The organism is Caballeronia sp. Sq4a (assembly GCF_023170545.1).
Taxonomy (GTDB): Bacteria; Pseudomonadota; Gammaproteobacteria; order Burkholderiales; family Burkholderiaceae; genus Caballeronia.
This window is the reverse complement of sequence record NZ_CP084250.1, coordinates 1,340,704-1,365,156: the sequence shown is the minus strand read 5'-3', so window position 1 is coordinate 1,365,156 and position 24,453 is coordinate 1,340,704. Positions and strand designations below refer to the sequence as shown.

At 64.2% G+C, this 24,453-nt stretch carries 22 protein-coding genes and 1 pseudogene; 12 read left to right on the top strand and 11 right to left on the bottom strand.

The window, feature by feature from the left end; translation table 11 throughout:
• Positions 1-161 precede the first annotated feature (161 nt).
• Genes thrC through LDZ24_RS06495 form a run of 3 tightly spaced genes read right to left on the bottom strand, consistent with a single transcriptional unit; the run spans position 162 to position 4,204 of the window.
• Positions 162-1,607 (bottom strand): threonine synthase, encoded by a 1,446-nt coding sequence (thrC, locus tag LDZ24_RS06505; protein WP_248322180.1) that lies wholly within the window; start codon positions 1,605-1,607, stop codon positions 162-164.
• 15 nt (positions 1,608-1,622) lie between these two features.
• Positions 1,623-2,939, bottom strand: a complete 1,317-nt coding sequence (locus tag LDZ24_RS06500) for a homoserine dehydrogenase (protein ID WP_248322179.1) — start codon at positions 2,937-2,939, stop codon at positions 1,623-1,625.
• Between the two features lie 26 nt (positions 2,940-2,965).
• Positions 2,966-4,204, bottom strand: coding sequence for a pyridoxal phosphate-dependent aminotransferase (locus LDZ24_RS06495; protein WP_206468098.1), 1,239 nt, complete (start codon positions 4,202-4,204; stop codon positions 2,966-2,968).
• Positions 4,205-4,686: 482 nt separating this feature from the next.
• On the opposite strand from LDZ24_RS06495, the gene LDZ24_RS06490 reads away from it, so the two are divergent.
• The 12 genes and pseudogenes from LDZ24_RS06490 (at position 4,687) to LDZ24_RS06435 (ending at position 18,294) form a co-directional block, all read left to right on the top strand.
• Positions 4,687-5,061 carry an Mth938-like domain-containing protein gene (locus LDZ24_RS06490; RefSeq protein WP_248322178.1) on the top strand — a complete coding sequence of 125 codons (375 nt, stop codon included), beginning with the start codon at positions 4,687-4,689 and terminating at the stop codon, positions 5,059-5,061.
• Positions 5,062-5,375: 314 nt separating this feature from the next.
• Positions 5,376-7,049, top strand: a complete 1,674-nt coding sequence (locus LDZ24_RS06485) for a glycosyltransferase family 39 protein (RefSeq protein WP_248322177.1) — start codon at positions 5,376-5,378, stop codon at positions 7,047-7,049.
• Positions 7,050-7,134: 85 nt separating this feature from the next.
• Positions 7,135-7,506 (top strand): SMR family transporter, encoded by a 372-nt coding sequence (locus LDZ24_RS06480; RefSeq protein ID WP_175940252.1) that lies wholly within the window; start codon positions 7,135-7,137, stop codon positions 7,504-7,506.
• Between the two features lie 37 nt (positions 7,507-7,543).
• Positions 7,544-8,701 (top strand): DegT/DnrJ/EryC1/StrS aminotransferase family protein, encoded by a 1,158-nt coding sequence (locus LDZ24_RS06475; RefSeq protein WP_248322176.1) that lies wholly within the window; start codon positions 7,544-7,546, stop codon positions 8,699-8,701.
• Between the two features lie 16 nt (positions 8,702-8,717).
• Positions 8,718-9,761: a glycosyltransferase gene (locus tag LDZ24_RS06470; RefSeq protein ID WP_248322175.1), complete on the top strand. Its 1,044-nt coding sequence runs from the start codon at positions 8,718-8,720 to the stop codon at positions 9,759-9,761.
• Positions 9,758-10,744: a formyltransferase gene (locus LDZ24_RS06465; protein WP_248322174.1), complete on the top strand. Its 987-nt coding sequence runs from the start codon at positions 9,758-9,760 to the stop codon at positions 10,742-10,744. The genes LDZ24_RS06470 and LDZ24_RS06465 overlap by 4 nt, the downstream gene beginning before the upstream one ends.
• Positions 10,741-11,787, top strand: coding sequence for a bifunctional UDP-4-keto-pentose/UDP-xylose synthase (locus LDZ24_RS06460; RefSeq protein ID WP_206468093.1), 1,047 nt, complete (start codon positions 10,741-10,743; stop codon positions 11,785-11,787). The genes LDZ24_RS06465 and LDZ24_RS06460 overlap by 4 nt, the downstream gene beginning before the upstream one ends.
• Positions 11,788-11,796: 9 nt before the next feature.
• Positions 11,797-12,693 (top strand): polysaccharide deacetylase family protein, encoded by an 897-nt coding sequence (locus LDZ24_RS06455; RefSeq protein WP_248322173.1) that lies wholly within the window; start codon positions 11,797-11,799, stop codon positions 12,691-12,693.
• A gap of 59 nt (positions 12,694-12,752) precedes the next feature.
• The gene (locus tag LDZ24_RS06450; protein WP_206468091.1) at positions 12,753-13,214 is read left to right on the top strand and encodes a peroxiredoxin; all 462 of its coding nucleotides are present in this window, start codon (positions 12,753-12,755) and stop codon (positions 13,212-13,214) included.
• Between the two features lie 381 nt (positions 13,215-13,595).
• The gene (locus LDZ24_RS06445; RefSeq protein WP_248322172.1) at positions 13,596-15,470 is read left to right on the top strand and encodes a PhoH family protein; all 1,875 of its coding nucleotides are present in this window, start codon (positions 13,596-13,598) and stop codon (positions 15,468-15,470) included.
• Positions 15,471-15,661: 191 nt separating this feature from the next.
• Positions 15,662-16,723: pseudogene (locus tag LDZ24_RS06440) on the top strand (NlpC/P60 family protein); the annotation flags it as partial.
• 764 nt (positions 16,724-17,487) lie between these two features.
• Positions 17,488-18,294, top strand: coding sequence for an SDR family oxidoreductase (locus tag LDZ24_RS06435; protein WP_248322171.1), 807 nt, complete (start codon positions 17,488-17,490; stop codon positions 18,292-18,294).
• Positions 18,295-18,342: 48 nt separating this feature from the next.
• On the opposite strand, the gene LDZ24_RS06430 is transcribed toward LDZ24_RS06435, so the two are convergent.
• The 8 genes from LDZ24_RS06430 to LDZ24_RS06395 all read right to left on the bottom strand — a co-directional run bounded on the left by LDZ24_RS06430 (position 18,343) and on the right by LDZ24_RS06395 (position 24,305).
• Complete coding sequence (locus LDZ24_RS06430) at positions 18,343-19,353, bottom strand: inorganic phosphate transporter (RefSeq protein ID WP_175940243.1); 1,011 nt, start codon at positions 19,351-19,353, stop codon at positions 18,343-18,345.
• A gap of 102 nt (positions 19,354-19,455) precedes the next feature.
• Positions 19,456-20,082 carry a DUF47 domain-containing protein gene (locus LDZ24_RS06425; protein WP_175940242.1) on the bottom strand — a complete coding sequence of 209 codons (627 nt, stop codon included), beginning with the start codon at positions 20,080-20,082 and terminating at the stop codon, positions 19,456-19,458.
• A 138-nt stretch (positions 20,083-20,220) separates the two neighbouring features.
• Positions 20,221-21,609 (bottom strand): replicative DNA helicase, encoded by a 1,389-nt coding sequence (locus LDZ24_RS06420; RefSeq protein ID WP_175940241.1) that lies wholly within the window; start codon positions 21,607-21,609, stop codon positions 20,221-20,223.
• Between the two features lie 122 nt (positions 21,610-21,731).
• A complete protein-coding gene (rplI, locus tag LDZ24_RS06415) occupies positions 21,732-22,187 on the bottom strand; it encodes a 50S ribosomal protein L9 (RefSeq protein WP_175940240.1) in 456 nt (151 codons plus the stop codon).
• Positions 22,188-22,215: 28 nt separating this feature from the next.
• Positions 22,216-22,491: a 30S ribosomal protein S18 gene (gene rpsR / locus LDZ24_RS06410; RefSeq protein WP_007000150.1), complete on the bottom strand. Its 276-nt coding sequence runs from the start codon at positions 22,489-22,491 to the stop codon at positions 22,216-22,218.
• A gap of 2 nt (positions 22,492-22,493) precedes the next feature.
• Positions 22,494-22,793 (bottom strand): primosomal replication protein N, encoded by a 300-nt coding sequence (gene priB, locus LDZ24_RS06405; protein ID WP_159836079.1) that lies wholly within the window; start codon positions 22,791-22,793, stop codon positions 22,494-22,496.
• A gap of 45 nt (positions 22,794-22,838) precedes the next feature.
• Positions 22,839-23,210: a 30S ribosomal protein S6 gene (rpsF, locus tag LDZ24_RS06400; protein ID WP_061117413.1), complete on the bottom strand. Its 372-nt coding sequence runs from the start codon at positions 23,208-23,210 to the stop codon at positions 22,839-22,841.
• 132 nt (positions 23,211-23,342) lie between these two features.
• Entirely contained in the window at positions 23,343-24,305 is a 963-nt protein-coding gene (locus LDZ24_RS06395) for a LysR family transcriptional regulator (protein ID WP_248322170.1), read from the bottom strand.
• Positions 24,306-24,453: the final 148 nt, after the last annotated feature.

Genomic DNA, 24,453 nt, shown 5'->3' with positions numbered 1-24,453 from the left:
TTTTCGCCGTCTGCGGCGGTTCTGCGGGCAGTTGTCCGGCACGGCGTCCGGCAAAAATGCCCGCGATGATGCGTCATGGGCGCGGTGCGGGCGCTGAAAGCACCGCGGGGGCGCGGCCCTCGCTCAGGCCGCGCCCCCGCGCGTCGTGTGGCTCCCGAAACTCAGGTCCGCTCGGCGATGTATGCCTTCACGACAGCCGCATCGGCAGGAACGATATCGAACCTTTGTGGCAGTTTTTCAAGTCCCACGAATGCCGCCGGCCGCTCGGGCTCGCGATCGAGCGCCTCGCGGATGGTTTCGCCGAATTTGATCGGCTGCGCCGTCTCCAGCACGATCATCGGCACGCCGGGCTTCAGGTTTTCGCGCGCCACCTTCACGCCGTCCGCCGTGTGCGTGTCGATCATCGTGTCGTAACGCTCGAAGACGTCGCGGATGGTCCGCACGCGGTCGTCGTGGCCGCTCTTGCCCGACACGAAGCCGAACTGCTTCACGCGGGCGTAGTCGCCGCTCGCCGCGAGGTCGAACCCGCCCTTCTCCTCGACATCGCGGAAAAGCTGCACGACGCGCGCCGGATCGCGGCCGAGCAGGTCGTACACGAAACGCTCGAAGTTCGACGCCTTCGAAATGTCCATGCTCGGCGAGGTCGTGTGATACGTCTCCGCCGCGCCGCGCACGCGATACACGCCTGTTCTGAAGAACTCGTCGAGCACGTCGTTTTCGTTCGTCGCGACGACGAGTTGGTCGATCGGCAGGCCCATCATGCGCGCGATATGTCCCGCGCACACATTGCCGAAATTGCCGGACGGCACGGTGAACGACACACGCTCGTCGTTGCTCTTCGTCGCGGCGAAATAGCCCTTGAAGTAGTAGACCACCTGCGCGACGACGCGCGCCCAGTTGATCGAATTGACCGTGCCGATCTTGTGCTTGGCCTTGAAGGCGTGATCGTTCGAGACGGCTTTCACGATGTCCTGGCAGTGGTCGAAGTTGCCTTCCACGGCCAGATTGAAGATGTTCGGGTCCTGCAGCGAGAACATCTGCGCGGTCTGGAACGCGCTCATCTTTTTGTGCGGCGACAGCATGAAGACGCGCACGCCCGTCTTGCCGCGCATCGCGTATTCGGCCGCGCTGCCCGTATCGCCCGACGTCGCGCCGAGGATGTTCAGTTCCTCGCCGTGTTTGGCCAATGCGTACTCGAACAGATTGCCGAGCAGTTGCATGGCCATGTCCTTGAACGCGAGCGTCGGACCGTTGGAGAGCTCCAGCAGCGAAAGCGGCGCGCCGTTTTCCACGCCCAGAGTCTTGAGCGGCGTGATCTGCGACGCGCTTTCCTCGTGGCGCACGTTGCTGTAGACCTGCGCCGTGTACGTCTTGCGCGTGAGCGAGCGCAGGTCGTCGGCGGGAATGTCGTCGCTAAACTTCGAGAGCACTTGGAATGCGAGATCCGCGTAAGACAGCGTGCGCCAGCGCGCGAGTTCATCGGCCGATACGCGCGGATATTCCGCCGGCAAGTACAAGCCGCCGTCCTTCGCGAGACCGCCGAGCAGGATGTCGGAAAACGTGTGGCGCTCGCCGGTGCCGGCGCCGCGCGTCGAGATGTAGTTCATGTCGCTTTCCTGCGCTTAATTGAGGGCTGCGATGCGCAGCTTCGTCACCTTCGAGACCACCGTCGCGAGCGCCTCGATCTCGGCGATGGCCGCGTTCGCGTTCTTTTCCACGGTCTCGTGCGTGATGAGGATGATGTCCGTTTCGCCCTTGTGGCCGCCGTCGACCTGTTGCGATTCCTTTTGCAAGAGCGCGTCGATGGAAATGCCCTTGTCCGCCAGAATGCGCGTGATGTCGGCGAGCACGCCCGTGACGTCCGCCACGCGCAGCCGCAGGTAGTAACCGCTCGTGATCTCGTCGATCGGCAGGATCGGCGTGTTCGAAAGACTATCGGGCTGGAAAGCCAGATGCGGCACGCGATGCTCCGGATCGGCGGTATGCAGACGCGTGACGTCCACGAGATCGGCGACCACGGCGGAAGCCGTCGGCTCCGCGCCCGCGCCCTTGCCGTAGTAGAGCGTCATGCCGACCGCATCGCCGTGCACGACGACCGCGTTCATCGCGCCTTCGACGTTCGCGAGCAGGCGCTTTTCCGGCACGAGCGTCGGATGCGTGCGCAACTCGATGCCCTTCTCCGTGCGCCGCGCGATGCCGAGCAGCTTGATGCGATAGCCGAGATCTTCCGCGTAGCGAATATCGATGGCCGCGAGCTTGCTGATGCCTTCCACGTACGCGCGGTCGAACTGCACCGGCACGCCGAACGCAATCGCGCTCATGATCGTGATCTTGTGCGCGGCGTCGACGCCTTCGATGTCGAAGGTCGGATCGGCTTCCGCGTAGCCCAGCCCCTGCGCGGCCGAAAGCGCCGTCGCGAAGTCGATGCCGCGGTCGCGCATCTCCGAGAGAATGTAGTTCGTGGTGCCGTTGATGATGCCCGCGATGGCCTCGATGCGATTCGCGGTCAGCCCCTCGCGCAGCGCCTTGATGATCGGAATGCCGCCCGCCACCGCCGCCTCGAACGCGACCATTACGCCCTTCGCGCGCGCCGCTTCGAAAATCTCCGTGCCGTGGACCGCGAGCAGCGCCTTGTTCGCGGTCACGACGTGCTTGCCGTTGGCGATCGCGCGCAGCACCAGCTCCCGCGCGAAACCCGTTCCGCCGATCATTTCGCACACGATATCGATGGCAGGATCGTCGACGACCGCGTGGAAGTCGTCGGTGACAGCGACGCCCTCCGCAGCCTTCGCCTTGGCCGGCGTGCGCACCGCGATGCGCGCGATCTCGATGCCGCGGCCCGCGCGTCGTTTGATTTCTTCCTGATTGCGCCGCAGCACCGTGAAGGTGCCGCTGCCCACCGTGCCGAAGCCCAAGAGTCCTACTTTGATCGGTTCCATACTGCGCGAGTCTTATAAAGGGAGATTTAAGCGGAGTGCCGTTTGCGATAGCCGTCGAGGAAGCGCGCGATGCGGTTGATCGAATCGGCCAGATCGTCGATGTTCGGCAGGAAGACCACGCGGAAATGATCCGGCGTCGGCCAGTTGAAGCCGGTGCCTTGCACGAGCAGCACGCGTTCTTCGAGCAGCAGGTCCGTGATGAACTGCTGGTCGTCGGCGATCGGGTACATCTTCGGATCGAGCTTCGGGAACATGTAGAGCGCGGCCTGCGGCTTCACGCAGCTCACGCCGGGAATGGCCGTGAGCATGTCGTAGGCGAGATCGCGCTGCTTGAAAAGCCGCCCGCCCGGCACGATCAGGTCGTTGATGCTCTGATAGCCGCCGAGCGCCGTCTGAATGGCGTACTGGCCGGGAACGTTCGGGCACAGGCGCATCGACGCGAGAATGCCGAGCCCTTCCAGATAGTCCTTCGCGCGGCGACGGTTCTCCTCGATCAGCCCGGAAATCGCCATCCAGCCCGCGCGATAGCCGCACGAGCGATAGCTTTTCGACAGGCTATTGAACGTGACCGTGATGACATCTTCGGAGAGCGCGGCCATCGACGTATGCGTCTTGCCGTCATAGACGATCTTGTCGTACACCTCGTCCGCGAAAATGATGAGACCGTGCTCGCGCGCGATGCCGATCAGTTCCAGCAGCAGTTCGTCCGAATACAGCGCGCCCGTCGGGTTGTTCGGATTGATGACGACGAGCGCCTTCGTGTTCGGCGTGATTTTCGCGCGGATGTCGTCGAGATCGGGCATCCAGCCGTTGCCTTCCTCGCACATGTAATGGCGCGGCGTGCCCGCCGAAAGGCTCACGGCCGCGGTCCACAGCGGATAGTCGGGTGCGGGCAACAGCACTTCGTCGCCGTCGTTCAGGAGCGCCTGCATGGCCATCACGATCAGTTCGGACGCGCCATTGCCGATGAAAATGTCGTCCAGTTCGACGCCCGCCACGCCCTTTTGCTGCGTGTAGTGCATGATCGCCTTGCGCGCCGCGAACACGCCCTTCGAGTCCGAATAGCCCGACGAGCCGGGCAGATTGCGGATCATGTCCTGAATGATCTCGTCTGGCGCCTCGAAGCCGAACGGCGCCAGATTCCCGATATTCAGCTTGATGATGCGATGCCCTTCCTCTTCGAGGCGCTTCGCGTGTTCGAGCACGGGTCCGCGGATGTCGTAGCAGACGTTTTGCAGCTTATTGGATTTAAGGATCGGTTTCACGGCTAGCGGCTCTTTTGTTGAACGGGCTGTCGGGTTCGCTTGTTGTGCGGCTGCTGAAGCGGGCGATTTCGGCGGCCACCGCGCCGTCCGGACGCGCGGCGCCGCTCGAAGTATCGCCGAAGTGTCGACGAGTATCGACGAAACAGCGCCGGACAGGCAAAGCGGGACGTTACGGAGTTGTGCGGCCGACCCAGCCGTTTGACTCTGCGCAATGGCCGGCGCCGCGATTGACGCCGGGCCAGATAGGGCAAGGGCGCTGCCGGCCGGATTGCGTGTCGATGGCGGCTTGTGGCGGCACGCGAGCGCAACGGGCGCCGCAAGCGAACCCGGCGGCCGGAAAGTTATAATTTACTGATTATGGCTCAGTTCCGCAATGCACCATCGGCGGGAGCGCTTCGCCCCGTTAAAGCGCCGCGCCGGATCAGCCGCGGCGCATCAGCCGGAACCGGGCCCGCCCCCTCTTTCCTTGCCGGATCATCGTTTTGAAACTTCATCAGGAATCCAGCGGCGCGCTCAACACCATCACGAGCTACGGCGAAGGTTTCGTGGCCGTCAATCTTCAGCGCCACGAAGGCAGCGTCATCATCGTGCCGGACGCGCCCGTGCAGGCTTGGCCCGTCGCCGCGTTCGACGCCCTCACCCCCGCCGACTTCGATGCGCTCATCGAAGCCGCGCCCGAAGTGGTGATCTTCGGCAGCGGCGCGAAGCTGCGCTTCCCGCATCCGCGCCTCGTCGCGAATCTGGCGAAGCATCACATCGGCGTCGAGACAATGGACTTCGGCGCGGCCTGCCGCACCTACAACATTCTGATGTCCGAGGGACGGCGCGTCGCCGCTGCGCTTCTGATCGAAGAGTGATGTCACCCGGAGCTTCAATAAGCGTCCGATAAGCCGGGGTCAGGCACACTCGCGGGTCGCGGGCTGCGCGTGCCCTAACCGCGTGCGCCAAATTGACGAATCGCGGCCGTCCGTGCGATACACTCCCGCCCGGCGCGCACGCCACCGCGTCCCGCACGTCATGGCCGTTGCGAGCGAACTTCGGCGGCGCATGCGTGCCTCAGGATGCGCGAGCGCGCCGGGAGCACCGGGCGCATGAAAGCGCCGGCATCGCGCCTCGCCAAGCCATTTCGAATCACTAGCGCCGCAATTGCGGCATCGGACAGGTCGACTTCATGAACGATACGCCTTCGCGGCTACCGCTCACACGTCTTTCGCTCATTCTTCTCGTACTCGCGCTCGCGATCGTCTGGTTCGCGCCGCTCGGCCTGCGTCATCTCGTGCCGAGCGACGAAGGCCGCTACGCCGAAATGGCGCGCGAGATGTTCGTGACCGGCGACTGGATAACGCCGCGCTACAACGGCTACAAGTATTTCGAGAAGCCGCCGCTGCAAACCTGGGCGAACGCGCTGACGTTCGCGTGGTTCGGCATCGGCGAATGGCAGGCGCGGCTCTATACGGCGCTCACCGGCTTCGCGGGCGTGCTGCTCGTCGGCTACACCGGCACGCGCGTGTTCAACGCGATGACCGGTTTCGCCGCCGCCGTGATCCTCGCGACGTGCCCGTATTGGAACCTGATGGGCCACTTCAACACGCTCGACATGGGCCTGTCGTTCTGGATGGAGGTGACGCTTTGCGCGCTGCTGCTCGCGCAGCGCCCCGGCCTGCCGACGCGGCAAGTGCGCCTGTGGATGTGGCTCTGCTGGGCCGCGATGGCCGCCGCCGTGCTCTCGAAGGGGCTGGTCGGGCTGATTCTGCCGGGCGCGGTGCTCGTGCTCTATTCGCTGGTCTCGCGCGACTGGGCGCTGTGGAAGCGGCTCTATATCGGCAGCGGGCTGATCGTGTTCCTTCTCGTCGCCGCGCCGTGGTTCGTGCTCGTGCAGATGAAGAATCCCGAGTTCTTCGATTTCTTCTTCATCGTCCAGCAGTTCAAGCGCTATCTGACGCCCGAGCAGAACCGCCCCGGCGCGTTCTATTACTTCGTGCCGGTGCTGATCGTCGGGTTCCTGCCGTGGCTGTCCATCGCGTTTCAGAGCGTGCGCCACGGCATCAAGACGCCGCGCCAGCCGAACGGCTTCGCGCCGGTGACGATGCTGCTCATCTGGTCCGCGTTCATCTTCATGTTCTTCAGCGCGTCGCACTCGAAGCTGATTTCGTACGTGCTGCCTATCGCGCCGGCCATCGCGCTCGTGCTGGGGCTCTATCTGCCGTCGCTCACGCGCAGCCAGTACCGCAGGCACCTGATCGGCTATGCGGTGTTTCTGATCGCCGCGGCGTTCGGCGCGATCTTCATCGGCCGGGCCGGGAGCGCGAACACGCCGAATGCGCTGTATCGCGAGTTCCAGGTGTGGGTCTATGCGGGACTCGCGGTGGCGTTCGTCGTGACGATCGTCGCGCTGTGGCTGAACCGTCGCAGCGTGCTCGCGGGCGCGGCGGGACTCGGCGCGGCGTGGCTGCTGCTCGGGACCATCGCGGGCACCGGCCACGATGTGTTCGGCACCGACAGCTCGGGCGTGAAGCTCGTGCCCGCCGTGAAGGCGGCGATGGCGAAGCTGCCGCCCGACACGCCGTTCTATTCGGTCGCGAAGCTCGATCACACGATGCCCTTCTACCTCGGCCACACGATGATCATGGTGCAGGAAGCCGACGAGCTGAATTTCGGCGTGCATGCGGAGCCGCAGAAGTGGCTGCCGACGCTCGACGACTGGGTGAAACAATGGGACGCCGACCGCTACGCGCTTGCGCTGCTGCCGCCGTCGCGCTATGACCAGATGCTCGCGCGCCATGTGCCGATGCAGGTCATCGCCCGGGACGCGCGCCGCGTGATCGTCGAAAAGCCGCAGCCTTGATGGCGCCGCCCCGCCCCGCCACGGTGCCGCCGGCGCACGAGCGTTCGGCATCCGGCGGCGAACCGAGTATCCTTATTCTTCATCGATGAACCCGATTTCCTTCACTTGCATCGTCATCGGCGTATTGTTGAACGCGTGCGCCCAACTGTTGCTCAAAGCAGGCGTGAATGCCGTCGGCCATTTCGACATGACGCCGGCGAACATTCTGCCGGTCGGCTTCAAGATCGCGACGCAGTGGCCTATCATCGGCGGCCTCGCGTGCTACGTCGTGAGCGTGGTCGTGTGGATCGTCGGGCTGTCGCGCGTGGACGTGTCGCTTGCCTACCCGATGCTCTCGCTCGGCTACGTCGTCAACGCGTTTGCGGCATGGTATTTGTTCGGCGAAGTGCTGTCGGTGCAGCGGCTCGTCGGCATCGGCATCATTCTCGTCGGCGTGGCCGTGCTCGCGCGCGGCTGACCCCCGATTCTCTCCACACTCTTTAAGCACACACTCCATGACTCAGACCTCGCGGCCGTTCCTGCCCTTCGTCAAGCCCGAGATCGACGAAGAGACCATCCAGGGCGTCGTCGACGTGCTGCGCTCCGGCTGGATCACCACCGGCCCCCAGAATCAGCAGTTCGAAGCGGAGTTGTCCGCGTACTTCGGCGGCCGTCCGGTGCGCGCGTTCAATTCCGGCACCTGCACGATGGAAATCGCGCTGCGGATCGCGGGCGTCGGCGCGGGCGACGAGGTCATCACCACGCCGATGACCTGGGTCTCGACCGCGAACGTCATTCTGGAAGTGGGCGCCACGCCGGTTTTCGTCGATATCGACCCGGTCACGCGCAACATGGACCTGAACTTGCTGGAACGCGCGATCACGCCGCGCACGAAAGCGCTGATGCCGGTGTATCTCGCGGGCTTGCCGGTGGACATGGACCGGCTCTATGAGATCGCGCGCGCCCACAAGCTGCGCGTGATCGAAGACGCCGCGCAGGCGGTCGGTGCGAGCTGGCGCGGCAAGCGCGTCGGTTCGTTCGGCGATCTGGTGTCGATCAGCTTTCACGCGAACAAGAACGTGACGTCGATAGAAGGCGGCGCGCTCGTGATGAACAACGAAGAGGAAGCGGAACTCGCGCGCAAGTACCGGCTGCAGGGCATCACGCGCACGGGCTTCGACGGCATGGACTGCGACGTGCTGGGCGGCAAATACAATCTCACGGATGTCGCGGCGCGCGTCGGGCTCGGTTCGCTGCGCCGGATCGAGTCGATCACCGAACGCCGCCGCGAACTGGCGCGTCTCTACTTCGACGCGTTCGAAGGCGGCGCGGCGGCGCGGCTCGGCGTGGGGCTGCCGGTCAAGAACTTCGCCGACAGCAACTGGCATATGTTCCAGATCGCGCTGCCGCTGGACAACCTGAACCTCACGCGTGCGGAGTTCATGGCGCAACTGAAGGAGCGCAACGTCGGCAGCGGCGTGCATTATCCGGCGCTGCATCTGTTCACGCTGTACCGCGAGCGCGGGTTCAAGGAAGGCATGTTCCCGCATGCGGAGCGCTTCGGCGCGAGCACCGTGACCTTGCCGCTCTTTCCCGGCATGAGCGCGGACGATGTCGCGCATGTCGTGAAGTCCGTCGACGAAATCTGCGAGCAGTATGAACACAATCGTTAAGGAAACGCACAGCCACATGAGTCATACCGATTTTCCGGCGAGTTCGCCCGAGGTCTCGGTCATCATCCCGGTGTACAACGAGGAGGACGGTCTCGCCGCCCTGTTCGAGCGTCTGTACCCGGCACTGGATGCGCTCGGCGCGTCGTATGAAGTCATCTTCATCAACGACGGCAGCCGCGACAAATCGGCCGCGCTTCTCGCGCAGCAGTTCCACGCGCGCCCCGACACCACGCGCGTCATTCTGCTCAACGGCAACTACGGCCAGCACATGGCGATTCTCGCGGGCTTCGAGCAGTCGCGCGGCGAGATCGTCGTGACGCTCGACGCCGATCTGCAGAATCCGCCGGAGGAAATCGGCAAGCTCGTCGCCAAGATGCGCGAGGGCTACGACTACGTCGGCACCATTCGCCAGCAGCGGCAGGACAGCCTGTGGCGCAAGAAGGCTTCGCGCGCGATGAACCGCCTGCGCGAGCGCATCACGAAGATTCGCATGACCGACCAGGGCTGCATGCTGCGCGCGTACAGCCGCCACATCATCGACACGATCAACCGATGCGGCGAGATCAACACGTTTATTCCGGCGCTCGCGTACACGTTCGCGCAGAATCCGATCGAAGTGGACGTCGCGCACGAGGAACGCTTCGCGGGCGAATCGAAGTACTCGCTCTATAGCCTGATCCGCCTGAACTTCGACCTCGTCACCGGCTTTTCGGTGGTGCCGCTGCAATGGCTGTCGTTCATCGGCGTGATTCTGTCGGTCGGCTCCGCGGGCCTGTTTGTGCTGCTCTTGATTCGCCGCTTCATGTTCGGCGCGGAAGTTCAGGGTGTGTTCACGCTCTTCGCCATCACGTTCTTCATGCTCGGCGTGATCATCTTCGCGCTCGGGTTGCTCGGCGAATACATCGGCCGCATCTATCAGCAGGTGCGCGCGCGTCCGCGTTATCTCGTGCAGACGATTCTCGAACAGCGCGACGGGCTCTCCATCGCGAGCAAGCCGATGCAGGAACCCGTGCAGCCGGTCGCCGCTGCCGTGATCGGCCGCGAGGAACCGGGCCGATGAAGCCGCGCGCCGTCGTCTTCGCGTATCACAACGTCGGCGTGCGCTGTCTGCAAGTGCTGCTCGCGCGCGGCGTGGACGTCGCGCTCGTCGTCACCCACGAGGACAGCGCGAGCGAGAACATCTGGTTCGGCAGCGTCGCGCAGGTCGCGGCGGAGCGCGGCATCGAAGTCATCACGCCCGCCGATCCCAAAGCGCCCGACGTGCACGAAGCCGTGGCGAAAGCCGCGCCCGATTTCATCTTCTCGTTCTATTACCGGCACATGCTGCCCGTCGCGCTGCTCGCGCTTGCGAAGCGCGGCGCGTACAACATGCACGGCTCGCTCTTGCCGAAGTATCGCGGCCGCGTGCCGACGAACTGGGCGGTGCTCAACGGCGAGACCGAAACCGGCGCGACGCTGCACGAAATGGCCGAAAAGCCCGACGCCGGCGCGATCCTCGCCCAGACGCCCGTGCCGATCCTCCCGGACGACACCGCCGCGCAGGTCTTCGATAAAACCGTGGTCGCCGCCGAGCAGACGCTCTGGCGCGTGCTGCCCGCCCTGCTCGCCGGCGAAGCGCCGCATCTGCCGAACGATCTCGCCGCCGGCAGCTACTACGGCGGGCGCAAGCCGGAAGACGGCCGCATCGACTGGACGCAGCCGGGAGAGCGCGTCTACAACCTGATTCGCGCGGTCGCGCCGCCTTATCCGGGCGCCTTCACCGATATCGGCGAGCATCGCTTCATCGTCGCGCGCGCGCGGCTCGTGCCGCCGACCGGCGCGCCCGGCATGCCCCCCGCGCGGCTCACGGCGATGGCCAGTTTGCCGCCGGGCCTGACGGTGACGGATAATGCGCTGTTTGGCGTCTGCGGCGATGGCCGCGTGATAGCCGTGTACGAGCTGCGTCACCGGCTGCTCGACAGCGCGTCGCAACCTTTGGGCGAAGAACGCGCCGTCGATTCCGCCGAATTCGGCCGACTCATTCAATCCTCTCGTCATTCATGAAAAAAGTTCTCATCCTGGGCGTCAACGGCTTCATCGGCCATCACCTGTCCAAGCGCATCCTCGAAACCACCGACTGGGAAGTCTTCGGGATGGACATGCAAACCGATCGTCTGGGCGACCTCGCGAATCACGAGCGGATGCATTTCTTCGAAGGCGACATCACCATCAACAAGGAGTGGGTCGAATATCACGTGAAGAAGTGCGACGTGATCCTTCCGCTGGTTGCCATCGCCACGCCCGCGACATATGTAAAGCAGCCGCTGCGCGTGTTCGAACTGGACTTCGAGGCGAACCTGCCGATCGTGCGTTCGGCCGTGAAGTACGGCAAGCATCTCGTGTTTCCGTCGACGTCCGAGGTGTACGGCATGTGCACCGACGAGCAGTTCGATCCGGAAAATTCGGTGCTCTCCTACGGTCCCATCAACAAGCCGCGCTGGATCTACGCGTGCTCGAAGCAGCTGATGGACCGCGTGATCTGGGGCTACGGCATGGAGGGGCTCAACTTCACCCTCTTCCGCCCGTTCAACTGGATCGGCCCGGGCCTCGACTCCATTTACACGCCGAAGGAAGGTTCGTCGCGCGTGGTGACGCAGTTCCTCGGCCATATCGTGCGTGGCGAGAACATCAGTCTCGTGGACGGCGGCGCGCAAAAGCGCGCGTTCACCGATATTGACGACGGCATCGGCGCGCTGATGAAGATCATCGAGAACAAGGACGGCGTGGCGACGGGCAAGATTTATAACATCGGCAATCCGAAGAACAACTTCTCGGTGCGCGAACTGGCGAACAAGATGCTCGCGCTCGCGGGCGAGTTCCCGGAATACGCTGACACGGCCAAGCAGGTGCAACTCGTGGAAACGTCGTCGGGCGCGTACTACGGCACGGGCTATCAGGACGTGCAAAACCGCGTGCCGAAGATCGACAACACCATGCAGGAGCTCGGTTGGGCGCCGCAGGCCACGATGGACGACGCGCTGCGCAAGATTTTCGAGGCGTATCGCGGACACGTGGGCGAAGCCCGTAAGCTCGTCGAACAGGCGTAAGAAAGCAGCGTGGCCCGCATCGTCCTCAAGATCGACGTCGATACGCTGCGCGGCACGCGCGAAGGCGTGCCGAACCTCGGGCGCCTGCTCGACAAGTACAACGCCCGCGCGACGTTCCTCTTCAGCCTCGGCCCGGATCACACGGGCTGGGCGCTGCGCCGCGTGTTCCGGCCCGGCTTTCTGCAAAAGGTGTCGCGCACGTCGGTGGTCGAGCACTACGGCATCAAAACGCTGATGTACGGCGTGCTGCTGCCGGGGCCGGACATCGGCCGGCGCGCGGTGTCGGAGATGCGCGCGATCCACGAAGCCGGCTTCGAGTGCGGCATCCATACGTGGGATCACGTCTACTGGCAGGACAACGTGCGCTCGCGCGACCGCGCGTGGACCGTCGGGCAGATGCAGCAAAGTCACGCGCGCTTCGTCGAGATTTTCGGCGCGCCGCCCGTGACGCACGGCGCGGCCGGCTGGCAGATGAACGGCTACGCGTTCGAGCAGATCGACGCCTGGGGCATGCGCTATGCCTCCGACGGCCGCGGACACACGCCGTACATTCCGGTGCTCGATGGCCGCACGCTCGCGCACATCCAGATGCCGACCACGCTGCCCACGCTCGACGAAGTGCTCGGCGTGAACGGCGTCGACGAGAGCAACGTCGCGGCGCACGTCTTGCGTCATACCGCGAATAATCCGCACGATCAGGTGTTCACGCTGCACGCCGAACTCGAAGGCCAGAAGCTCGCGCCGGTATTCGAGCAGCTGCTCGCGGGCTGGCGCGCGCAGGGACACAGCTTCGCCACGATGGGCGACTATCATGCGACGCTCGACCGCGCGAGCTTGCCGTCTTATCCGGTGACGTGGGGCGAGATCCCGGGCCGCGCAGGCGAGCTGATCTTGCAGCCGGGCTGAGACGCCGTTCTGCCTCGGCGATACACAGCGAACACAAGACAACAACAGGAGAAACCTTCGTGCCAGTCGCAGTCGACCAGCCCGTTCCCGACTTCACCGCGCCCGCCACGGGCGGCGAGTTCACGCTTTCCAGCCTGCGCGGCCAGAAAGTCGTGCTCTTCTTCTATCCGAAGGACAACACGCCGGGCTGCACCACGGAGAGTCTGCAATTTCGCGACCACTACGACCAGTTCAAGGCGGCCGGCGCGGAAATCGTCGGCATCTCGCGTGACAGCGTGAAGTCGCACGACAACTTCAAGGCCAAGCTGGAACTGCCCTACACGCTCGTCTCCGACGCCGACGAAGCCATTTGCTCGCTGTTCGACGTCATCAAGATGAAGAAGATGTACGGCAAGGAAGTGCGCGGCATCGAGCGCTCGACCTTTCTGCTCGACGCCGACGGCGTGCTGCGGCGCGAGTTTCGCGGCATCAAGGTGCCGGGGCACGTGGAGGCCATCGTCGAGGCTGTACAAGCCATTTGAGGCACGTTATATTGATTCGCAATGAGCGCCTGTCCACCCCATTCCTCAAGCCTTTGCGCGAGCCGCCGCATGCCGTTTGGCGCGGTCGGCATGGACCCGGGCTATGTGGAACGGGCACGGCGCAGGCGCTCTGAAAGAGAAGTCAGCCGCTGGTTCCGGTAGCCGGAACGGCGGCTTTTTTATTGGTGTCGCGCGCTTTATCGCTTTTGTCGTGGGCGCGACACAACCTCAAGGAGCAGATCGAAACCTAGGCGAACCGGCGTTTTCGACAACGAAGCGCGCCACCGGGCGCAAACTGCGGCACACGTAGCTTACGGGCGGACGAGCAGGATGCGACAGGCGGCGCACGATACACGACCCGATTCCTTTCGAGGGAACACCATGCCTTTGCCTACCGCCCCGGCCAAGCTCGGCCATCTCCTTCCGGCCGAAGAGTACAAGGCCAAAGCCCGGCCTTCGAAGCAGCCGAAAAAACAGGCTGCGGCGAGCGACGACGACGCCATCGGCTCGGTCGAGACCGTCGCCGCCGAGCGTCCCGCAGCTGCGAATGCGGCCACCACGCTGCGCTCCATCGCCAGTGACGTGCTCGCGCAGGCGCCGCAAGACGCATCCGCCGAGACGCCCGCCGCTGCCGCGCCGGTTGCACCCGCCGCGCGCGGCCGTCGCACGAAGCAAACTGCCGCCCTGCTGCAACCGGTGCCGGCCGCTCGCCAGAAAGAGGAAGAGACAAGCGAGGAAGCCCGTCCCGTCAAGCGCGAGGCCCGCGCGGACGCGCCCGCCACGACGCCGGCTCCGAGCGCCGCGCCCGCCAAGGACGCGCGCACGCAGAACAAGCGCCGCCAGCGCGGCGCGGTCGAGGAAGAACTGCGCAAGCTCTTCGTGCTCGACACCAACGTGCTGATGCACGACCCGAGCTCGCTTTTCCGCTTTGAGGAACACGACGTCTATCTGCCGATGATGACGTTGGAAGAGCTCGACAACCACAAGAAGGGCATGTCGGAAGTGGCGCGCAATGCCCGTCAGGTGAGCCGCACGCTCGACGCGCTCGTCGCGCACGCGGGCCAGATGTCGGAGGGCATTCCGCTTGCCGCGCAGGGCAACCGCGACGCGCTCGGCCGCCTGTATTTCCAGACGACGCTGACCGATATCGAGCCGGTCGAAGGCCTGCCTATCGGCAAGGCGGACAACCAGATTCTCGGCGTCGTGCGCGCGCTTCAGAAGGAGCGGCCGGATCGGCAGGTCGTGCTGGTGTCGAAAGACATCAACATGCGCATCAAGGCGCACGCGCTCGGCCTGCCCGCCGAGGACTACTTCAACGATCAGGTGCTGGAAGACAAGGACCTGCTCTATTCCGGCGTGCGCGCGCTGCCCCAGGATTTCTGGACGAAGCACGCGAAGGGCATGGAAAGCTGGCAGGACACCAAGACCGGCACCACGTATTACCGCGTGACCGGGCCGCTCTGCCCTTCCATGCTCGTCAACGAATTCGTCTATCTGGAGCCGCAGAACGGCGAGCCGTCGTTCCACGCGGTCGTGCGCGAACTCAACGGCAAGACGGCGCTGCTTCAGACGCTGCGCGACTACGGGCATCACAAGAACAATGTGTGGGGCATCACGGCGCGTAATCGCGAGCAGAACTTCGCGCTAAATCTCTTGATGAATCCGGAAGTCGATTTCGTCACGCTGCTCGGTCAGGCGGGCACCGGCAAGACGCTGATGGCGCTCGCCGCCGGCCTCGCGCAAGTGCTCGACGACAAGCGCTACAACGAAATCATCGTGACGCGCGCGACGGTGCCGGTCGGCGAGGACATCGGCTTTTTGCCGGGCACCGAGGAAGAGAAGATGCAGCCGTGGATGGGCGCCTTCGACGACAACCTCGAAGTCCTCCAGAAAACCGACGATGCCGCCGGCGAATGGGGCCGCGCAGCCACGCAGGAATTGATCCGCTCGCGGCTAAAGGTCAAGAGCATGAACTTCATGCGCGGGCGCACGTTCGTCGATAAATACGTGATCATCGACGAGGCGCAGAACCTGACGCCCAAGCAGATGAAAACGCTCGTCACGCGCGCCGGTCCGGGTACGAAGATCGTGTGCCTCGGCAACATCGCGCAGATCGACACGCCGTATCTGACTGAGGGCAGTTCGGGGCTGACTTACGTCGTCGACCGCTTCAAGGGCTGGACGCACAGCGGCCATGTGACGCTCGCGCGCGGCGAGCGTTCGCGGCTCGCGGACTACGCTTCCGACATTCTGTAAAGCACGCGCAGTTGGATGAGACGGCCCGGCGGAGTTATCCGCCGGGCTTTTTCTTGTCCGCGCGTTCCGCTCTCGCAACACTTATCGCACAAAGTTAAAGTGGAACCTCACGATGTCTTGCCGCACGGCCGTGCGGCGGGCTAGTATCGGCGGACTGTCTTCTCTTCGGCGAGCGCGCTCGCTCGGCTTCAATGCGTCGAATCTGGCTACCGCTTCTCGTGTCCGTCCTGCTTGCCGCGTGCGGAAGCGCGCCGCAACAGGCGGCGCACAAGCCCGCGGTTTCGGCGAGCACGACGCCGCGCGCGTATAAGCCGCCGTCGGGCTTCCCGAACTTCGTCGACCACAGCGTCGGGCGCGAGGAGATCTCCATTCAGGCGATGTCGCTCGTCGGCGTGCCGTACCGCTGGGGCGGCAATACGCCGGAGGCGGGCTTCGATTGCAGCGGGCTCGTGCGCTATGTGGTCGATCGCGCCGCGTCCGTGACTCTGCCGCGCACGACCGCCGAAATGAGCGGGCGCGGAGAATCCATCGAGCCGGACGAAGTCGCGCCCGGCGATCTGATCTTCTTCAACACGACCGGGCGACCGCATTCGCACGTCGGCATTTATGTCGGCAAGCTGCGTTTCGTGAATGCGCCGTCGACGGGCGGCACCGTGCGGCTCGATTACCTGACGAATCCTTATTGGGCGAAGCGGTTCGACGGCATTCGCCGCGTCGCGCCGCCGAAGACGGCGCCGACCCCGTTCGATGCGCCGACGTATGTGGCGGGGCGCGGCGCGGATTCTGGGGAGCCGGCGTATGCGCGTCAGCCGATGCCGGCAACCGCCAGCGTCGCTGCCGTCGAGCGACCGTCGACATCGATCGGCGCGGCGCAGCTGCAAACGTCTACGGCTTCGGCTTATGCGAGCCGGGCGCCTGTCTCAGCGACGACGGCCGGGGCTTCGGTCGCCTCGGCCTATGCCCGCCAGAAGCCGGCGGCAACCGCCGGCGCGGACCCGTTCGAGCCGCCGCCAGCGTCGTTGAGCGCTGCGCAGCGGCAGTCGTCGGCTGTGGCTTCGGCTTATGCGCGTGGTACGCCTGGCGCAGCCGCCGGTACAGACGCGACTGAGCCACCGCCCGCAACGTTGAGCGCCGCGCAGCGGCAATCGTCTGCTGCGGCTTCGGCTTACGCGCGTGGAACGCCTGGCGCAGCCGCCGGCACCGATGCGTTCGAACCGCCGCCCGCATCGTTGAGCGCTGCGCACCGGCAGTCGTCTGCTGCGGCTTCGGCTTACGCACGTCAAACGCCCACAGCGACCGCAAGCGCCGATGCGTTCGAACCGCCGCCCGCTTCGTTGAGCGCGGCGCAGCGGCAATCGTCGGCTGCGGCTTCGGCTTACGCGCGTCAAACGCGTACCGCAGCCGCCAGCGCGGACGCGTTCGAACCGCCGCCCGCATCGTTAAGCGCCGCGCAGCGACAGTCGTCTGCAGCGGCTTCGGCTTACGCGCGTCGAACGCCCGCAGCGTCAGCTAGCGCCGATGCCTTCGAACCGCCGCCCGCATCGTTAAGCGCCGCACAGCGTCAATCGTCTGCAGCGGCTTCGGCCTACGCCCGTCAAACGCCTGCCGCCGGCGCTGACCCATACGAACCACCGCCCGCATCGTTGAGCGCCGCGCAGCGCCAGTCGCAGACAGCCAGCAGAAGAACAACCACCTCCGCGAGCCAGGCACCCGACCCGATTCAGGCCGCCGCCGATGCCTACGAGCCTCCGCCGCCACTCTCACGCGCCGCCCGCCAGCAAGCGCAAGCGGCCATGGCGTCGCAGCCCGCCGAACCGCCCGTGCGCGCGATGCGGGCGTCGACGGGCTCGCTTACTCCGCCGCGCGCCGCATCGAACGACGACCCCATCGCCCGGTTCGCAACAGGCGCCGACTGACGCGACGCAAGCCGCGCAATGCGACACCCGCGGCCTGCTCTGCTATCGTGTCCGATACTTCCTCGACAGCGACAGCAAAGAACCGATAGGAGCGCAAGATCATGGATCTGGGACTGGCCGGCAAGGTCGTGTTGATCACGGGCGGCAGCAAGGGAATCGGCTTTGCGTGCGCGAAGGCGTTCGCGAGCGAAGGCGCGAAAGTCGCCATCGTCTCGCGCGATGCCGCGAATCTCGCCCGTGCGCGCGAACAACTCGCGGCCGACGGTCATCACGTCCACCTCGCGCGTGCCGATCTGCACGAGGCGCATAGCGCGGAAGACGTGGTCGAAGAAGCAAGCGCCGCGCTCGGTCCCATCGATATTCTGATCAACAGCGCAGGCGCTGCCCGCCGCTACGACCCCGATACGCTCGACGCCGCCGCCTACAAGGCCGCGATGGACGCGAAGTACTTCTCGTACGTCTATCCGCAACAAGTCGTCCTCAAGCGCATGGCCGAGCGCCTGCGCAACGATCCCGGCGCGGAGCCGGGCGCGATCGTCAATATCGTGGGCATGGGCGGCAAGATCGCGACGGACATTCATATAGCGGGCGGCGCGGCCAACGCGGCGCTGATGCTCAACACAGTCGGACTCGCGCATCACTACGCGAAGCTCGGCATCCGCATCAACGCGATCAATCCGGGCGCGACGCTCACCGAACGCGTCGAGGAAGCGCTGCAACTGGAGGCGCAACGACAAGGCGTCACGCGCGATCAGGTGCTCGCCGAAAGTCAGGCCAAGGTGCCGCTCGGGCGTTACGCGAAACCGGAGGAAATCGCCGACGTCGCCCTCTTTCTGGCGAGCCGCCGCGCAAGTTATGTGTCGGGCGCGATCATCCCGATGGACGGCGTGTCGTCGCCGATCATCTGATGCGCCGCGGCCCGCTTTCTGACGCGGGCCGCGGGCCAAGCTGACTGCTTACAGGAAGCGGTGTCCGAGCCACCAGCCCGCCGCGGCGAGCGCCGAGGAAGCCGGGATCGTCAAAATCCACGCCCAAACGATATTGCCCGCGACGCCCCAGCGCACCGCGCTGAACTTCTGCGTCGCGCCGACGCCGACGATCGCGCCGGTGATGGTGTGCGTCGTGGAAACCGGAATGCCGAGGAACGACGCGACGAAGAGCGTGATCGCCCCGCCCGTCTCCGCGCAGAAGCCGCCGACGGGCTTGAGCTTCGTGATCTTCTGGCCCATCGTCCGCACGATGCGCCATCCGCCGAACAGCGTGCCGAGCCCCATCGACAGATAACACAGCCCGATGACCCAGATCGGCGGCGCGTCCGAGCCTACGGAAGCGTAGCCGGTTGCGATCAGCAGCATCCAGATGATGCCGATGGTCTTCTGCGCGTCGTTGCCGCCGTGCCCGAGCGAATACAGCCCGGCCGAAAGCAATTGCAGGCGCCGGAAGCGCCGGTCCACTTTCGACGGCGGCGTGCGGAAATACAGCCACGACACCAGCAGCATGAAGAACGAGCCGAGCACGAAGCCGAGCAGCGGCGAGATGAAGATGAACGCGACCGTCTTCAGGAGCCCGTCCCAGTTGAGCGAGCCCCAGCCCGACTTCGCAAGCGCCGCGCCGACGAGCCCGCCGATCAGCGCATGCGACGAGCTCGACGGAATGCCGTACACCCACGTGACGATGTTCCAGCCGATCGCGCCCACGAGCGCGCCGAAGATGACGTAGTGATCGACGATGTCCGGGTCGATCGTGCCCCTGCCGACCGTCGCGGCGACCTTCAGGTGGAAGATGAAATACGCGATGACGTTGAATGCGGCCGCGAACGCGACGGCTTGCTGCGGCTTCAGCACGCCGGTCGAAACGACCGTCGCGATGGAGTTGGCGGCGTCGTGAAAGCCGTTCATGAAGTCGAACACGAGTGCGACCATGACGAGCGTAGCGACTGCCCAGATAGCGAGTTGAATCGAATGCATCAGTTGGTGTGGTATTGACCGGCGCTGTACTGACGGCCGGTCTGTGTCGTCATCGCCCGCCGCATCCGATGAGTCCTGCGCGAACGGGCTCGGGCGGCATGATCAGGCGTTTTCCAGCACGATGCCTTCGATGATGTTCGCGACATCCTCGCACTTGTCGGTGATCGTCTCCAGAAGCTCGTATATCGCCTTGAGCTTGATGAGCGTCTTCACGTCGTCTTCTTCGCGGAAGAGCTTCGACATGGCCGAGCGCAGCACGCGGTCCGCATCCGACTCCAGGCGGTCGATTTCTTCGCAGATCTTGAGAATCTCGCTCGCGCGTTTCATGTCTTCGAGCAAACTCACGGCCTGCTGCACGCGCAGACACGTCGCCGTGCAGATGTGCGCGAGCTGGCTCGCTTCCGACGTCACCGCGCGCACGTCGTACAGCGAAATGGCCGTGGCGACGTCTTCCATCAGGTCGAGGATGTCGTCCATCGTCGTGATGAGCTTGTGGATTTCGTCGCGGTCGAGCGGCGTGATGAACGTCTTGTGCAGCAGATCGATGGTTTCGTGCGTGAGCTTGTCGGCACGCTTTTCGTTGGTCTGGACGTTCTGCTTGTGAACCTCGGCTTCGTCGAGGTTGTCGATCAGCAGTTCGAGCTCGCGGCTTGCATCGACCATGCATTTCGCGTGCGCGTTAAAAATCTCGAAGAATTTGCCCTCGGTGGGCATGAAACGACCGAACATGAAAGTCCCGATAGATGGGTCAATGAGGCTGACATCAAACCGACATATTGTACCTGCGCCCAGCACCCCGCGCACCGCGCTCGGACGCCGCGTGCATGGGGCTCTGATCGAAGGCTTGACAGTCTTGCGCGAACGAGGCTATTCGCCGCCGTAGAAGCTCTGAACGCCGGCGAAGTTGTCGAACTTCGTGTATTGGCCGTGGAACGTCAGGCGAACCGGTCCGATGGGACCGTTACGCTGCTTGCCGATGATGATTTCCGCGGTGCCTTTGTCCGGACTGTCAGGGTTATACACCTCGTCGCGGTAGATGAAGAGGATCACGTCCGCGTCCTGCTCGATAGCGCCGGATTCGCGCAGGTCCGACATGATCGGCCGCTTGTTCGGACGCTGCTCGAGACCGCGATTGAGCTGCGACAGCGCGATCACCGGCACGTCGAGTTCCTTCGCGAGCCCCTTCAGCGAACGCGAGATTTCCGAGATTTCGGTCGCGCGGTTCTCGCCGCCGCCGGAGCCTGACATCAGCTGCAAATAGTCGACGATGATCAGCCCGAGCTTGCCGCACTGGCGCGACAGGCGCCGCGCCCGCGAGCGCAGTTCCATCGGATTGAGACCACCGGTCTCGTCGATGAAAAGCTGCGCCTCGCTCATTTTCTGCACGGCATGCGTGAGCTTCGGCCAGTCTTCGTCGGTGAGTCGGCCCGTGCGCATGCGGTGCTGGTCGAGCCGGCCGACCGAACCGAGCATACGCATGGTCAACTGCGTGCCGGGCATTTCCATCGAGAACACGGCAACGGGCAAGCCGTACTCCACGGCTACGTATTCGCCGATGTTCATCGAGAACGCCGTCTTACCCATCGACGGGCGCCCCGCCACGATAATCAGTTCGCCGCCGTGCATGCCGGAGGTCATGCGGTCGAGATCGACGAAGCCAGTCGGCGTGCCGGTCACGTCGCTCGGGTTGGCGGTGTGGTAAAGCGTATCGATGCGCTCGACGACCTGCGTCAGCAGCGGTCCGATTTCGAGAAAGCCTTGCGTGCCGCGCGCGCCGTCCTCGGCGATCGAGAACACCCGCGCTTCGGCTTCGTCCAGAATTTGCCGGACTTCCTTGCCTTGCGGATTGAACGCGTCGGCGGAGATTTCATCCGCCACGGACACGAGACGGCGCAGCACCGCGCGGTCGCGCACGATTTCCGCATAGCGGCGGATATTCGCCGCGCTCGGTGTGTTCTGCGCGAGCGCGTTCAAATACGCGAGACCGCCCACTTCCTCGGCCTTTCCGGCCATCGTGAGGGATTCGTAGACGGTGATCACGTCGGCCGGCCGCGTCGCGGCGATCAACTTGCCGATGTGCTCGTAGATGATGCGATGGTCGTAGCGATAGAAGTCGCTCTGCGACATCACGTCGGCGATGCGGTCCCATGCCGCGTTATCCAGCAGCAAGCCGCCGATTACCGATTGTTCGGCTTCGATCGAGTGCGGCGGAACCTTCAGCGCGTCGAGTTGCGGATCTTTGGACGGTGCGTTCATGGGGTGGAATTATCGACGAAATCGGCCATGCGGTGTATTGATCGGACAAACAAAAAAGGCAGGAACCCGCGAAGGTTCCTGCCCTTTCTTACTGCTCGCGAAGCCGAAGCCTCGCGTAAAACTTAGGCGTGTTCGCCGAGCACCGACACCGTGACGTCGACCACGACGTCCGTGTGCAGCGCCACTTGAACCGGATGGTCGCCGACCATCTTCAGCGGGCCTTGCGGCAGACGCACTTGCGCCTTTTCCACTTCCGCGAAGCCTTGCGACTTCAGTGCTTCGGCGATGTCCGCGTTCGTGACCGAACCGAACAGACGGCCGTCGACGCCCGCTTTCTGCGAGATCTGAACCGTGAAGCCGTTCAGCTTGTCGCCTTGAGCTTGCGCTGCAGCCAGCTTTTCAGCGGCGTTCTTTTCGAGTTCGGCGCGGCGAACTTCGAATTCGGCGATCGCGTCCTTGGTCGCGCGGCGAGCCTTCTTGCCGGGGATCAGGAAGTTACGTGCGTAGCCGTCCTTGACCTTGACGATGTCGCCCAGGTTGCCCAGGTTGACGACCTTTTCCAAAAGAATGATTTGCATTTTTGGCTATTCCTTATGCGTCGTCTGATTAGGCCTTGTGCAGGTCGGTGTACGGCAGGAGCGCGAGGAAACGCGCGCGCTTGATCGCCGTGTCGAGCTGGCGCTGATAGTGCGCCTTCGTGCCAGTCAGACGAGCCGGCGTGATCTTGCCGTTTTCGCCGATGAAGTCCTTCAGCGTTTCCGTGTCCTTGTAGTCGATGTACTCGACGCCGGCTGCCGTGAAGCGGCAGAACTTCTTGCGCTTGAAGAGCGGGTTTTGTTGCTGACGACGCTTGTCGAATTTCTTACCAGTCGGGCGGGGCATGTTCAGTCCTTTCCAATGTCCTGCAATTCTGTGATGTGAAACACCAGGGTTCGTGAGTTACGGCCTTTCTTCGCCAGAAAGCCCGTGAAGCGCGTTTCGACGCCCATCGGACAGCTTTCCAGCCTGCCGCTCGCTTCTCCGGCAGCGACTGCGGGCAGTGTCAGTTCGATCTTTCGGGCGATGCCCGCTTCGACGACTTCTGCCGCGTGTTGCAACGTGCAGCTTGCGATCGGAATGCCTGCGGGCGTGTATCGCACCGGTTCGCGTTCCACGACGCTCGCTGTCAGTTGCAGCCGGTTCACGAGTGAGTTTCGGTTCCCTGGTGGCTTGACAGTGTTGAACTGTCCTTAAGCCTGCGCTTCGGACGGCTGGCTGGCCGCCTTCTTGGCTTCTTCGCGCTGCACTTCCTTCATCATCGGCGACGGGCCGGTTTCGGCCTTCTTCATCTTGACGATGAGGTGGCGCAGAACGGCGTCGTTGAACTTGAACGCGTGTTCCAGTTCTTCGAGCGTCGCCTGGTCGCATTCGATGTTCATGCAGACGTAGTGAGCCTTCGCGAGTTTCTCGATCATGTAGGCCAGTTGGCGGCGGCCCCAGTCCTCGATACGGTGGATCTGGCCACCGTGCGACGTGATCGTGCTCTTGTAACGCTCGATCATCGCGGGCACTTGCTCGCTTTGATCGGGATGCACGATAAAGACGATTTCGTAATGACGCATATTCACTCCTTTTGGATATAAGCCGCCCGGGCGTCGGACCGGTGCGGCAAGTGAGAAGCCAGCGAGTATATACCGTTTGGCGGTCGGACGGCAAGCCAAACCGGAGTTTTCCGACTGACTTTCGCCGCTTTTTCAATCATTTAGCGCGCCCGCGCTCCGCTGCCGATGCGTTTCGCCGGGCGGCTCGAGCGCGCGGCTCCAATAACCGGGCTGCGCGTAGATTTCTTTCAGGTAATCAATGAAGTAGCGCACGCGCGCCGGCACGTAGCGTTGTTGCGGGTAGACGGCGAGGATGTCGTAGTCGGGCAGCTCGTACTCGTCCAGCACGGTTTCCAGTTCGCCCGCCGCCAGTTGCCGCTGAATCTCCCACGTCGAGCGCCAGCCGAGCCCGAGTCCTTCCGACACCCAGCGATGCAGCAATTCCCCATCGTTGCAGTCGAGGTTCCCGCTCACGCGCACGGTCGCGAGCTTGCCGTTGCGCCGGAAGTACCAGCCGCGGTTCTGCCCGCCTTGCAGGTTGAACGCGAGGCAGTTGTGATTCGGCAGATCGTCGAGCGATTTCGGCTTGCCGTGCTTGCGGAAATACGCGGGCGTGCCGCACACCACGCGCCGGTTGCTCGCCAGCTTCACCGCGACGAAGTTCGGATCGACCGTGCCGCCGATGCGAATCGACAGATCGTAGCCCTCGCGCACCAGATCCACGACGCGGTCGGTCAGATTGAACGACATCTGCAATTCCGGCTTGTCGGCAAGGAACGCCGGCGCGTGCGGCGCGACGTGCATGCGCCCGAACGCCGCCGGCGCCGACACGATCAGATGCCCGCCGACCGCGCGCCGCCCCGCCGCGAGTTCGTTCTCCGCCTGATCCCACTCGGCGAGCAGGTTCTTGCAGCGGTCGAGGAACGCCGCGCCCTCTTCGCTGACGACGAGCCGCCGCGTCGAGCGGTACATCAGCTTGACGCCGAGACGCTTTTCGAGCGCGTCGATGCGCCGTCCGAGAATGACCGGCGACACGCCCTCTTCCAGCGCGGCCGCCGCGAGGCTGCCGGCTTCCGCGACGCGCACGAATGTCTCGATCTGCTTGAAGCGGTCCATTTCCTTGTCTCCTGTGCCCAGCCGCGCCGCTGCGTCATTCGAAACTTTTTGTTTGGGAAAAAGCGACTCCGACTGATCTTATCAAACCTTTTCCACAATCTTAAAGTGCAACGGAACCCTGCTTCGATGCAGACAGCGATAACGGAAA